Annotated in this window: 5 protein-coding genes; 1 reads left to right on the top strand and 4 read right to left on the bottom strand. The window is 63.9% G+C overall.

The window, feature by feature from the left end; translation table 11 throughout:
• Window positions 1–163: 163 nt before the first annotated feature.
• The 3 genes from rpoC to E5554_RS22195 form a co-directional block, all read right to left on the bottom strand.
• Window positions 164–4,420 (bottom strand): DNA-directed RNA polymerase subunit beta', encoded by a 4,257-nt coding sequence (rpoC, locus tag E5554_RS22205; RefSeq protein WP_004208472.1) that lies wholly within the window; start codon window positions 4,418–4,420, stop codon window positions 164–166.
• A gap of 79 nt (window positions 4,421–4,499) precedes the next feature.
• On the bottom strand, window positions 4,500–8,657 hold the full coding sequence (gene rpoB / locus E5554_RS22200) for a DNA-directed RNA polymerase subunit beta (protein WP_037508426.1): 4,158 nt from the start codon (window positions 8,655–8,657) through the stop codon (window positions 4,500–4,502).
• Between the two features lie 310 nt (window positions 8,658–8,967).
• On the bottom strand, window positions 8,968–11,295 hold the full coding sequence (locus tag E5554_RS22195; protein WP_168708748.1) for an arylsulfatase: 2,328 nt from the start codon (window positions 11,293–11,295) through the stop codon (window positions 8,968–8,970).
• Between the two features lie 102 nt (window positions 11,296–11,397).
• On the opposite strand from E5554_RS22195, the gene E5554_RS22190 reads away from it, so the two are divergent.
• The gene (locus E5554_RS22190; protein WP_136188115.1) at window positions 11,398–12,282 is read left to right on the top strand and encodes a LysR family transcriptional regulator; all 885 of its coding nucleotides are present in this window, start codon (window positions 11,398–11,400) and stop codon (window positions 12,280–12,282) included.
• Here the strand turns inward: E5554_RS22190 and E5554_RS22185 are convergent.
• Complete coding sequence (locus E5554_RS22185) at window positions 12,275–13,618, bottom strand: aminotransferase class V-fold PLP-dependent enzyme (RefSeq protein WP_136188114.1); 1,344 nt, start codon at window positions 13,616–13,618, stop codon at window positions 12,275–12,277. The genes E5554_RS22190 and E5554_RS22185 overlap by 8 nt on opposite strands.
• Window positions 13,619–13,623: the final 5 nt, after the last annotated feature.

Genomic DNA, 13,623 nt, shown 5'->3' with positions numbered 1-13,623 from the left:
CCGCAGTTTTTTGTCGATCCTCCCGATCGCCGGCTGGCTGCCTTCACCGGACAAAGAAAAGCCCGCCGGATCATCTCTGATCCGGCGGGCAATATGTCGGTCTCTCTCAAAACCGGGCTGGGAGCCGCTTCCGATGTAGGAAGCGGCTCCCGCCTTTTCAAAGTCAGTCCATGTCCTGCGTGGTGAAATCATCACCCTGCACGGCACCCAGCGGATCGTCGCCGATCGCGGCTTCCGGACCCTGGGCCAGTTCGGCCGCATGTTCCTCGGCCGCGCTCTTCGGCGCGATCAGGTCGACCTGGGCAGAAGCGCGCAGCGCGGCCCGCATCGCCGCGTCACGCGACGAGGCAGCAACGCGCAGGCGATTCATGCCGGCACCGGTGCCCGCCGGGATGAGGCGGCCGACGATGACGTTTTCCTTCAGGCCGACCAGCGTGTCCTTCTTGCCCTGGACCGCCGCTTCCGTGAGGACGCGGGTGGTTTCCTGGAAGGATGCCGCCGAGATGAACGAACGGGTCTGCAGCGAGGCCTTGGTGATGCCGAGCAGCACCGGCTTGCCGGCAGCAGGGGCGAAGCCCGGCTGCAGCTTGCTGTTGATCTCGTCCATTTCCTCGCGATCGACCTGCTCGCCCACCAGCAGGGTGGTGTCGCCGGACTCGATGATCTCGACCTTCTGCAGCATCTGACGAACGATCGTCTCGATGTGCTTGTCGTTGATCTTCACGCCCTGCAAGCGATAGACTTCCTGGATTTCGGCGACCAGATATTCGGCCAGCGGCTCGATGCCGAGCACTTCCAGAATGTCGTGCGGATCGGGCGAACCACCGATCAGGTTGTCGCCACGCTTCACGTAGTCGCCTTCCTGAACGTCGATCACCTTGCTCTTGGGGATCAGATATTCGACCGGCTCGCCGCCATCCTCGGGATTGATGGCGATCTTGCGCTTCGCCTTGTAATCCTTGAGGAACTGCACGCGGCCCGAGACCTTGGCAATGATCGCATTGTCCTTGGGCTTGCGGGCTTCGAACAGCTCGGCAACGCGCGGCAGACCACCGGTGATGTCGCGGGTCTTGGCCGCTTCACGGCTGACACGCGCCAGCACGTCACCGGCCTGAACCTCTGCACCATCGTCGACCGACAGGGTCGCACCGACCGCCAGCATGTAGCGGGCGGCTTCACCGCTATTGTCGTCCATCAGGGTCAGGCGCGGACGGAGGTCTTCCTTGGTCCGGGCGGCACCACGATGTTCGATGACGACGCGCTGGGCGATGCCGGTGGCTTCGTCGGTCTGTTCAGTCAGCGTCTTGTTGTCGATCAGGTCGACATACTTAACGATACCCGGCTTTTCCGTGATCACCGGCATGGTGAACGGATCCCACTCGGCGAAGCGATCGCCCTTCTTCACGGCATCGCCATCTGCGAACAGGATGGTGGCACCATAAGGCAGGCGGTGCGTTTCGCGTTCGCGGCCTTCGCTGTCGATGATCGCGACTTCGCCGTTACGGGCCAGCGACAGGCGACGGCCATTCTTGTCGGTGATGGTCGGCATGTCGCGCAGCTCGATCGTGCCGTCCGACAGGGCTTCCAGGTTCGACGTTTCGTTGAAGTTCGCCGCGCCGCCGATGTGGAAGGTACGCATGGTCAACTGCGTGCCCGGTTCACCGATGGACTGTGCCGCGATGACGCCGACCGCTTCACCGATGTTCACCGGCGTACCACGGGCGAGGTCACGGCCGTAGCACTTGCCGCAAACGCCCATGCGGCTTTCGCAGATCAGCGGGCTGCGGATCTTCACGGCCTGCGTGCCGATCGCCTCGATCTGGGTGATCATGGCTTCGTCCAGCAGGGTGCCGATCGGGATGATTACGGTGCCATCCTTGCTGTCGACGATATCCTGCGCCGTGGTACGGCCCAGAATGCGTTCGCCCAGCGAGGCGATGACCGAACCACCCTGTACGATGGCCTTCATCTCCAGCGCCTTTTCGGTGCCGCAATCGTCCTCGACGATGGTGCAGTCCTGCGACACGTCGACCAGACGGCGGGTCAGGTAACCCGAGTTCGCCGTCTTGAGCGCGGTGTCGGCCAGACCCTTACGAGCACCGTGGGTCGAGTTGAAGTATTCAAGGACGGTCAGACCTTCCTTGAAGTTCGAGATGATCGGCGTTTCGATGATCTCGCCCGACGGCTTGGCCATCAGGCCGCGCATACCGGCCAGCTGCTTCATCTGGGCCTGCGAACCACGGGCACCCGAATGCGCCATCATGTAGATCGAGTTGATCGGCGCCAGACGGCCGGTCTTGGGATCCTTGGGCTGGGCACGGATTTCGTCCATCATGGCGTTCGCGACCTGGTCGCCGCAACGGCTCCAGGCGTCGATCACCTTGTTGTACTTTTCCTGCTGCGTGATCAGACCGTCCTGATACTGCTGCTCATAATCCGCCACCAGTGCCTTGGTCTCGTCGACCATCGTCACCTTGCTGTCGGGGATGACCATGTCGTCCTTGCCGAAGCTGATGCCGGCCTGGAACGCGTGGCGGAAGCCCAGCGACATGATGGCGTCGGCGAACAGCACCGTGTCCTTCTGGCCGGTGTGACGATAGACCTGGTCGATGACGTCACCGATTTCCTTCTTGGTCAGAAGGCGGTTGACGACGTCGAAGGGCACCTTGTGCGACTTGGGCAGGCATTCGCCCAGCAGCATGCGACCCGGCGTGGTCTCGAAGCGCTTCATATACTGCTGACCATTTTCGTCGGTCTGCGGCACGCGGCTGATGATCTTCGAGTGCAGGGTGACCGCCTTGGCATAGAGGGCCTGATGGACCTCCTGCATGTCGGACAGCAGCATGCCTTCGCCCGGCTCGCCTTCGCGTTCCATCGACAGGTAATAGATACCCAGGACCATGTCCTGCGAGGGAACGATGATCGGCTTGCCGTTGGCGGGCGACAGGATGTTGTTGGTCGACATCATCAGCACGCGCGCTTCCAGCTGGGCTTCCAGCGAGAGCGGCACGTGGACGGCCATCTGGTCACCGTCGAAGTCGGCGTTGAAGGCCGAGCAGACGAGCGGGTGCAGCTGGATCGCCTTGCCTTCGATCAGCACGGGCTCGAACGCCTGGATGCCCAGACGGTGGAGCGTCGGCGCGCGGTTCAGCATGACCGGGTGCTCGCGAATGACTTCGTCGAGGATGTCCCAGACTTCCTTGCGCTCCTTCTCGACCCACTTCTTGGCCTGCTTCAGGGTCATGGACAGACCCTTGGCGTCGAGGCGGGCGTAGATGAAGGGCTTGAACAGTTCGAGCGCCATCTTCTTGGGCAGGCCGCACTGGTGCAGCTTCAGCTCCGGACCGGTCACGATGACCGAACGACCCGAATAGTCGACGCGCTTGCCGAGCAGGTTCTGACGGAAGCGGCCCTGCTTGCCCTTGAGCATGTCGGACAGCGACTTGAGCGGACGCTTGTTGGCACCGGTGATGACGCGGCCGCGACGGCCATTGTCGAACAGGGCGTCGACGGCTTCCTGCAGCATGCGCTTTTCGTTGCGGACGATGATGTCCGGCGCGCGCAGCTCCATCAGGCGCTTCAGGCGGTTGTTGCGGTTGATGACGCGGCGATACAGATCGTTGAGATCCGAGGTCGCGAAGCGGCCACCGTCCAGCGGCACCAGCGGGCGCAGTTCCGGCGGGATGACCGGCACGACGTCCAGGATCATCCATTCGGGGCGGTTGCCCGATTCCAGGAAGCTCTCGACGACCTTCAGCCGCTTGATGATCTTCTTGGGCTTCAGTTCCGACTTGGTGACGGCCAGTTCGTCCAGCAGCGCCTGCTTCTCGCCTTCCAGGTCGAGATCCATCAGCATCTGCTTGACGGCTTCGGCGCCGATGCCGGCCGAGAAGGCGTCCTCGCCATATTCGTCCTGCGCGTCGAGCAGTTCGTCCTCGGTCAGCAGCTGATATTTCTCCAGCGGGGTCAGGCCCGGCTCGGTGACGATATAGCTTTCGAAATAGAGGACGCGCTCAAGCTGCTTGAGCTGCATGTCGAGCAGCAGGCCGATGCGCGAGGGCAGCGACTTCAGGAACCAGATGTGGGCAACCGGCGCGGCCAGTTCGATATGGCCCATGCGCTCGCGGCGGACCTTCGACACGGTCACTTCCACGCCGCACTTTTCGCAGACGATGCCCTTGTACTTCATGCGCTTGTACTTGCCGCACAGGCACTCATAGTCCTTGATCGGACCAAAGATGCGGGCGCAGAACAGGCCGTCACGCTCGGGCTTGAACGTGCGATAGTTGATGGTTTCCGGCTTCTTGATTTCGCCAAAGGACCAGCTGCGGATGCGCTCCGGGGAGGCGAGGCCAATCTGGATCTGGTCGAAGGTTTCCGGCTTCTGGATCGGATTGGCGAAGTTCGTCAGTTCGTTCATATCTCAAGTCCCTCTAGAGGGTGTAATTTTCGGGCGAAGCAGGGGAGGGGGCGCTGCCGGAGCAGCGCCCGCGCATCCCTTATTCCGCCGCAGCCGCCATGCCGTCGTCGTCAATCTCGTCCATCGCGGCGAGTTCGACGTTGAGGCCCAGCGAACGCATTTCCTTGACCAGCACGTTGAAGCTTTCGGGAATGCCGGCCTCGAACGTGTCGTCGCCCTTGACGATCGCCTCATAGACCTTGGTGCGGCCGACCACGTCGTCCGACTTCACCGTCAGCATTTCCTGCAGCGTGTAGGCGGCGCCATAAGCCTGGAGCGCCCACACTTCCATTTCACCGAAGCGCTGGCCACCGAACTGCGCCTTACCGCCCAGCGGCTGCTGGGTGACGAGCGAGTAGGGGCCGATGGAACGTGCGTGGATCTTGTCGTCGACAAGGTGATGCAGCTTCAGGACATACTTGTAGCCAACGGTCACCTTGCGGTCGAACACGTCACCGGTACGGCCGTCGAACAGCGAAACCTGGCCGGATTCGTCCAGGCCCGCCAGCTTCAGCATCGCCGACACGTCGGATTCGACGGCACCGTCGAACACCGGCGTCGCCATCGGCACGCCTGCACGGACATTCTGCGCCAGCTCGACGATCTGCTCGGGGCTGCGCGCCTCGATTTCGGCGACATAATTGTCGCCATAGATCGTCTTGAGCAGTTCCTTCACCGCCTCGGGGGGCTGGCCCGCCTCGGGGTTCGGATTGGCGTCACGCCATGCGTCCAGAGCCTGGCCGATCTGGGCGCCCAGGCCGCGTGCGGCCCAGCCCAGATGGGTTTCGAAGATCTGACCGACGTTCATGCGCGACGGCACGCCCAGCGGGTTCAGCACGAAGTCGACGGGGGTGCCGTCTTCCAGGAAGGGCATGTCTTCGGCCGGCAGGATGCGGCTGATGATACCCTTGTTACCGTGACGGCCGGCCATCTTGTCGCCCGGCTGCAGCTTGCGCTTCACCGCGACGAACACCTTGACCATCTTCAGCACGCCCGGCGGCAGCTCGTCGCCGCGCTGCAGCTTGTCGACGCGATCCTCGAACTTCTCGACGATCAGCTTCACCGCTTCGTCATACTGCGCCTTGACGGCTTCGATGCCGGTCTGACGGACATCGTCCTCGACCGCGAACTTCCACCATTCGTGACGCTCGACTTCGCCCAGCAGAGCCTCGTCGATCACAACGCCCTTCTTGACGCCCTTGGGGGCGGCAGTGGCGGTCTGGCCGATCAGCATTTCCTGCAGACGGTTGAAGGTCGCACGGTTGAGGATGCCGCGTTCGTCTTCACGGTCCTTGGCAAGACGGTCGATTTCCTCCCGCTCGATCGCCATGGCGCGTTCGTCCTTGTCGATGCCGTGACGGTTGAAGACGCGGACTTCGACGACGGTGCCGGCGACGCCCGGCGGCAGACGCAGCGAGGTGTCGCGCACGTCGCTCGCCTTCTCACCGAAGATCGCGCGGAGCAGCTTTTCTTCCGGGGTCATCGGCGATTCACCCTTGGGGGTGATCTTGCCGACCAGGATGTCGCCCGGCTCCACTTCGGCGCCGATGTACACGATGCCCGCCTCGTCGAGGTTGCGCAGCGCTTCTTCACCGACGTTCGGAATGTCGCGGGTGATGTCTTCCGGACCCAGCTTGGTGTCGCGGGCCATGACCTCGAACTCCTCGATATGGATCGAGGTGAAGACGTCATCCTTCACGATCCGCTCGGAGATCAGGATGGAGTCTTCGTAGTTGTAGCCGTTCCAGGGCATGAACGCGACCAGCACGTTGCGGCCCAGCGCCAGCTCGCCGAACTCGGTCGACGGGCCGTCGGCGATGACGTCGCCGGCCTGCACCAGTTCGCCCACCTTCACCAGCGGACGCTGGTTGATGCAGGTGTCCTGGTTGGAGCGCTGGAACTTCTGCAGCGTGTAGATGTCGACGCCCGACTGGCCGGGTTCGACATCGCCGGTGGCGCGGATCACGATACGGGTCGCGTCGACCTGGTCGATGATGCCGGCGCGCTTGGCAGCGATCGCCGCGCCCGAGTCACGGGCCACGGTGCCTTCCATGCCGGTGCCGACGAACGGCGCCTCGGCACGGACCAGCGGCACCGCCTGACGCTGCATGTTCGATCCCATGAGGGCGCGGTTGGCGTCGTCATTTTCCAGGAACGGAATGAGCGAGGCCGCGACCGACACCAGCTGCTTGGGGCTGACGTCCATCAGGGTGATGTTGTCGCGCGGCGCCATCAGGAATTCGCCGGCTTCACGGGCGGAGATCAGGTCTTCCGCCAGCGTGCCGTCGGCATTGGTTTCGGCGTTGGCCTGCGCGATCGTGTGCTTGGCCTCTTCCATCGCCGACAGATAGACGACGTCGTTGGTCACCTTGCCGTCGATCACCTTGCGATACGGCGTTTCGATGAAGCCGTACTTGTTCACGCGGCTGAAGGTGGCCAGCGAGTTGATCAGACCGATGTTCGGGCCTTCGGGCGTTTCAATCGGGCAGATACGGCCATAATGGGTCGGGTGAACGTCGCGGACTTCGAAGCCGGCGCGCTCACGGGTCAGACCACCCGGCCCAAGGGCCGACACGCGGCGCTTGTGGGTGACTTCCGACAGCGGGTTGGTCTGGTCCATGAACTGCGACAGCTGCGAGCTGCCGAAGAATTCACGCACCGCGGCCACGGCGGGCTTCGCGTTGATCAGGTCGTTCGGCATCACGGTCGACACGTCGACCGAGCTCATGCGTTCCTTGACCGCACGTTCCATGCGCAGCAGGCCGACGCGATACTGGTTCTCCAGCAGTTCGCCGACCGAGCGGACGCGACGGTTGCCGAGATTGTCGATATCGTCGATCTCGCCCTTGCCGTCCTTCAGGTTCACCAGTTCCTTGACGACGGCCAGGATGTCCTCGACGCGCAGGGTGGTGACGGTGTCCTCGGCATCCAGGTCGAGGCGCATGTTCATCTTCACGCGGCCGACCGCGGAGAGGTCATAGCGTTCCGGATCGAAGAACAGGCCGGCGAACAGCGCTTCGGCGGTTTCCTTCGTCGGCGGCTCGCCGGGGCGCATGACGCGATAAATGTCGCTCAGGGCCTGGTCGCGCTCTTCGGCCTTGTCGGCCTTGAGCGTATTGCGGATCCAGGGGCCGGTGGTGACATGGTCGATGTCCAGCAGTTCCAGGCGGTCGATGCCCGCCTTGTCCAGCTTTTCGAGGTTTTCAGGCGACACTTCGTCGCCAGCCTCGATGTAGATCTCGCCGGTCTTCTCGTTGATCAGGTCATAGGCGCTGTAGCGGCCATAGACTTCCTCGGTCGGGATCAGCAGGGTGGCCAGGCCATCCTTTTCCGCCTTGTTGGCAGCGCGCGGGCTGATCTTGTGGCCGGCGGCGAACACGACTTCGCCCGACTTGGCGTCGACGATGTCGAACGCGGGCTTCAGGCCGCGCCAGGCTTCGGCGGTGTAGGGGATCTGCCAGCCGCCTTCGCCACGGACGAAGGTGACCTTGTTGTAGAACTGGCCCAGGATTTCTTCGGCGGTGAGGCCGAGCGCGTACAGCAGCGCGGTGACCGGCAGCTTGCGCTTGCGGTCGATACGCACGTTGACGATGTCCTTGGCGTCGAACTCGAAGTCGAGCCACGAACCACGGTACGGAATGACGCGGGCAGCGAACAGATATTTGCCCGACGAGTGGGTCTTGCCACGGTCATGGTCGAACAGGACGCCCGGCGAACGGTGCATCTGCGACACGATGACGCGCTCGGTGCCGTTGACGATGAAGGTGCCGTTCTGCGTCATGAGCGGCATGTCGCCCATGTACACGTCCTGCTCCTTGATATCGAGGACCGAACGGGTTTCGGTGTCGGCATCGACCTCGAACACGATCAGGCGCAGGGTGACGCGCATCGGCGCGGCATAGGTGATGCCACGCTGGCGGCATTCCTCGACGTCGAACTTCGGGTCTTCCAGCTCATAATGGACGAAGTCCATTTCGGCGGTGCCAGCGAAGTCGCGGATCGGGAAGACGCTGCGCAGGGTCTTTTCCAGGCCCGAGACATAGCCGATCGCGGGGTTGGAGCGCAGGAACTGTTCGTAGCTCTCCCTTTGAACTTCGATCAGGTTCGGCATCTGCACCACTTCGTGGATGTCGCCGAACACCTTGCGGATGCGCTTCTTAGCGCCGGTGTTGATCGTTGGGAGAGCCTTGGTCGCCATGCGGTTCCTGCCTGTCGTCTGTTCGTCGTGTTTTTCCGCATTGCAACGGAAATTCAGTCCGGATGCTCTGGAATCCGGGGTGATTCGCACCCCATATTCCACGCAAAAAAGTGCGGGCCGGGACTGTCCGATCCGCACTGTCAGCGTCTTGTTGCCCGCCAAACTCGCCCAATTCCGCCGGTTTCGTGCGCCATGCGAACCGGACCCCGAGCGATGAGGGGGACGGACCATCCCATCCGGGGAGGACAGGAACGGACCGATTTCGAACCGCCCATATAGGAAAAGGGGGCGGCTTTGTGAAGGGGCAGGATCAATCCATGTCGATCGTCAGATGGCGGACATCCCCTTCCAGCCGACCGTGGGCTGTCGCATAGTCGGTGACGGTCACGCCAATGTCCTGGCCGATGTCCAGCGTCTCGCCGTTGCCGGCCGGCATCAGGAAGCTGACCGGCAGCGAAAGCTGCCCCAATTGGGTGTCACCGGAACTGAGGGTCACCTCTGCCGGCTTGCCGAAGCCGCTGGTGAAAAAGCGCAGCCGTATCGACGTGCTGCCGGCGGAAAGAGGCTTGGCCGCTGCGACCCGTGCAACCTCTTCGGGCTTGGTCGACCGGGCGAAGACGAAGCTGGGGCGACCATGGTCGAGATAGAGGCTCCAGCCGCCGAAATGGCTGCCCAGCGCCATGATGGCGCCCGATGCATCCGGCTTGTCGAGGTGCAACTGGGCGGTGATGGTGAAGGATCGACCGACCAGGAAGGGCTGGCCGACCGCTGGCAGGCTGATATCCTTGCCCCAATATTCATAATGGCGCCTGCCGCCGCCGATAAAGGCCGCCATGCCTTCCGCCCGGCCGGCGCCGAAACGGTGGTCCAGTGGAAAGACCTGGTTGCGTTCGGCTTCCGCCTGCCATGTGGCCTGCATCGCCTTGAGCCGGTCGGGCTGCGAGGTCGACAGGTCGGTCGACTGCGAAAAGTCGCGCTCCAGATCATAGAGTGTCCAGGTGACGGGGGGATTGGCGCCGCCCGGTGGCATCGCGGCCCAGGGCGCACGGCCATCGTCCATGCTGGCAAACCAGCCATCCTGATAGAGGGCAGCCTTGCCCCCGATCTCGAAATATTGGGTGCGCGGCGCCTTGGGCTGGCACTGGCTCAGGCTGGGGAGCAGGCTTTTCCCATCGATAGGCTTCTGCGCGATTCCGTTGACGCTCGTCGGTGCGGGCAGGCCGGCGGCTTCCAGCACGGTGGGCACGATATCGTTGAGATGGCCGAACTGCGCACAGATGCTGCCCGGCTTTGCGACATGCCCCTTCCAGGCCATGATCATGCCGTTGCGAATGCCGCCCAGCATCGATGCCACCTGCTTGGTCCAGCGGAACGGCGTGTCCATCGCCCAGGCCCAGCCGGCGGGATAGGTGCCATAGGTCATCGGTCCGCCCATGCGGTCGATATTCGATGCCAGCCATTGCGGGCTTTCATTATGGCGGCCGACGGTCTGCATCTCGTTGACGGTGCCTTCGACACCGGCTTCGGCGGCGGCGCCATTGTCGCCCAGTATCACGCTGATCAGCGTGGTCTCCAGCAGACCCATGCGCTCCAGTTCGTCGAGCACCCGGCCGAACTGTTCGTCCTGATAGACTAATTGCGCCGCAGCGACCTCCATCGTCCGTGCGGCAAAGGCCCTTTGTTGCGGATCAAGACTGTCCCAGGCGGGAATTTCGGCCGGCCGGGCGGTCAATTGCGTGCCCTTGGGAAGGATGCCCATGGTCAGTTGCCGGTGATAGCTTTCCTCCCGCATCCGGTCCCACCCCTGGTCGAACCGGCCCTTGAAGCGGGCGATATAGTCGGCGGGCGCCTGATGCGGGGCATGGGTGGAACCGGGCGCATAATAGATCAGGAAGGGCTTGTCCGGGGCGGCTGCCTTCTGGTTATGGACATAGCGGATGATCTCGTCGGCCAATCGCTTGTCGAGCAGGTCGCCCTTATTCTCCTCCGGCGCGACCCGGCTGATCCCCCGGAACAGGGTGGGGGAATATTGATCATTATCCCCGGCGATGAAGCCATAATAATATTCGAAATCCCGGCCCGTGGGCCAGTTGTCGAACGGCCCGGCCTCGCTCTGCTCGCTCTTGGGCACATTATGGTCCTTGCCGAACATTGCGCTGTTATAGCCGTTGGGGCGCAGCATCTGGGCAATCGTGGCGGTGTCCGGTCCCATCCGGCCCATATAGCCAGGGAAGCTCGCCGGCAGGTCGCTCAGATAGCCATTGCCCGCGGCATGATGGTTGCGCCCGGTCAGCAGCGCCGCGCGGGAGGGCGAGCAGATGCCTGTGGTGTGGAAGCGGTTGTAACGCTGGCCCATCGCCGCCAGCCGCTCGAAATTGGGCGTGGGCACCGGGCCGCCAAAGGCGCTGGACATGGCAAAGCCGACATCGTCGCTCATGAACAGCAGGACATTGGGGGCGCCGGCTGGCGCGCGGACCGGTTGCACCGGCATCGGGCGCGAATGGGCGACATCGGGCGCAATGACCCCGGTGAAGGGCGCGGGGGGAATGGGCAGGATGGTGCGCGCCGTCTGCGCCGGGCTGGCGGCGGCGATCATCAGCGCAGCGGCGCCGGCGCTGGCATAGAGGAATGCGTGCATGGTCTCTCCCTGTCGTCCGTTCAGGAACGGTTCGCTTCAGGGTGCTGTGTGCGATGCATATCGTCCAATGCATATTGGATGCGATTAAGATAATATCTGTGCATGGATATCCTTCGCCTTCGCCACATACTGACCGTCGCGCAGACCCGCAGCTTTTCGCGCGCGGCTGAGCAGCTCAACATCACCCAACCGGCGCTCAGCCGCTCGATCGCCGCGTTCGAGGTGCGCTATGGCGTGCGACTGTTCGATCGCAGCCGCAGCGGGGTGATGCCGACCGCGATCGGCCGCCAGATCATCGATCAGGCGCGCGATCTGGTCGGGCTGGCATCAGGGATGGATCGCGACCTGCGGCTCCTGGCACGCGGTGAGGCGGGAGAGGTCGCGATCGGCTTTGGCCCGTTGATGGCCAGTCTGCTGCTGCCCGATCTTGGCGCCTATGTGCAGCGCACCCGCCCCGGCCTGCTGCTGCGGACGATGATCCGCACGCCCGACCAGTTGGTCCAGGCGCTGATGGACGATCAGATCGAACTGATCTTCGGCAATAGCTGGCCGCTGGCCGATGTGCAGGGGCTCAGCGTGCAGACGGTCGGGGCGATCGAGGTCGGACTGCTGGTGCGCAGCGGGCACCCGCTGGCCGGGCGGACCGGGCTTGGTCGGGCGGATCTGGGCCCTTTTGCCATTGCCAGCGCGTCCGATCTGGTTCTGGCCGGCTTGCCGGACATGACCGGTGCTTTCATCTGCGACAATTTCCATATCCTGCGGGATCTGACCCTGCGCTCGGACGCAGTCTGGGTTGGGGCGCCGGCGGCGGCGCTGGCCGATATCGCGGCCGGTGCGCTGGTCATGCTCGATCTGGTTGACCGCCCGCCCATACAGAGCGAGATCGCGCTGGTGCGACGGGCCGGCCGGTCGCTCTCACCCGCCGCAATCGCGGTGACGGACGAAGCCCGGCGCCTGCTCGCACAGGCAGCGGACCGCCTTAGCTGAACAGTGTCCGCTCCGCCCTGATCGCCGCGACCAGCCGGTCCAGCTCGGCGCTGCTGTTGAACAGGGCGGGCGTCACGCGCAGCGCCGGCCCGGATGCAAGCCCGGCCTTGGCCACCACCAGCAGGCGATATTTGTCGAGGAACAGCTTGGCCGCCTGTTTGGCGCCATCCGGGCCTTTCATGCCGGGCAGGCGGAAACCGGTGACGGCGCCGAAGCGGCCGGCCTCCTGCGGCACCAATATCTCCAGCCCGGCGATGTCGCGGACGCGTTCGACCCAATAGTCGCGCAGCCGGACGAGATGGCGATATTTCGCCTCTAGTCCGATCGCATCCTGCACCGCGATGGCGCGCGGGATGGTCAGGCGGGCGGCGAAGTCGACCGTGCCGGTCGGGATGCGCGCGCGGATATCTTCCGGCCCATGGATGCGGTTGCCGAGCCAGGGGGAAATGTCCTGCAGCCGGTCCTTGCGGATATAGATGCCGCCGGTGCCGAGCGGCGCGGCCAGCCATTTGTGCAGCGAGAAGCCGATGAAGTCGGCGCCGGTCTCCTCGACCGTGAAGGGCAGGTGCCCGACCGCCTGGGCGCTGTCCAGGATCACATCGATGCCCCGTGCCTTGGCCATGGCGACGATCGCCTTGACCGGCGGCACCAGCCCGTTGCGATTGGACAAATGGGTGAGCAGCAGCAGCTTCGCGCGCGGCGTTTCCTTCAAGATCCTCTCATAGGCGGCCAGGATATTCGCTTCCGTATGCGGCTCGGGCAGGCTGAAGCGGACGATGCGGGCGCCGCGGCTCTGCTCCAGATAGTCGCAGGCATATTGCATCTCGTCATAGTCGACATCGGCATAGATCACCGCGTCGCCCGCCTTGAGCAGCGCATAATTGGCGATCAGCGCATAGAGCGCTTCGGTGCCGCCGCCCGACAGCGCGATCTCCTCGGTCTGCGCGCCGAGCAGCTTTGCCACAGCCGCGCGCGACCGGTCCAGCTCGGCGTCGCGCGGATGGCCAGGCGCGGCATTGCGCAGGAACAGCGAATTGTTGCGGTTCACCCATTGCGAATAGGCGCGATAGCTGGCTGCCACCGGCCGGGTCATCGCCCCATAATAGGCCGCGTCGAAGGTCGCGAAATCCCGCTCCACGTCATAGAGAGGGAGCAGTGCGCGCTGTGCCGCCTCGAAATCCGTCATGTCGCCGGCGAAACGGAAGGGGGCCTCGTCGGGCCAGCCATCCGACGGTCCGGTCGTGGCCGCAACCGCGCCGTCCAGCGCCAGGCCGACACCGAAAGTGACACCCAGCGCGCCGCCTGCCCGTCCGATAAAGCCCCGCCGCGTAACCATCTTGC

It is taken from the genome of Sphingobium sp. PAMC28499, from assembly GCF_004795815.1.
Lineage (GTDB): Bacteria > Pseudomonadota > Alphaproteobacteria > Sphingomonadales > Sphingomonadaceae > Sphingobium > Sphingobium yanoikuyae.
The sequence above is the reverse complement of the archived record's forward strand: the minus strand, read 5'-3'. Positions and strand labels throughout refer to the sequence as shown.

Excerpts from the sequence above, each read along its gene's own strand:
- rpoC (WP_004208472.1), bottom strand. The coding sequence starts at position 4,420 with ATGAACGAACTGACGAACTTCGCCAATCCGATCCAGAAGCCGGAAACC.
- E5554_RS22185 (WP_136188114.1), bottom strand. The coding sequence starts at position 13,618 with ATGGTTACGCGGCGGGGCTTTATCGGACGGGCAGGCGGCGCGCTGGGT.
- rpoB (WP_037508426.1), bottom strand. The coding sequence starts at position 8,657 with ATGGCGACCAAGGCTCTCCCAACGATCAACACCGGCGCTAAGAAGCGC.
- E5554_RS22190 (WP_136188115.1), top strand. The coding sequence starts at position 11,398 with ATGGATATCCTTCGCCTTCGCCACATACTGACCGTCGCGCAGACCCGC.
- E5554_RS22195 (WP_168708748.1), bottom strand. The coding sequence starts at position 11,295 with ATGCACGCATTCCTCTATGCCAGCGCCGGCGCCGCTGCGCTGATGATC.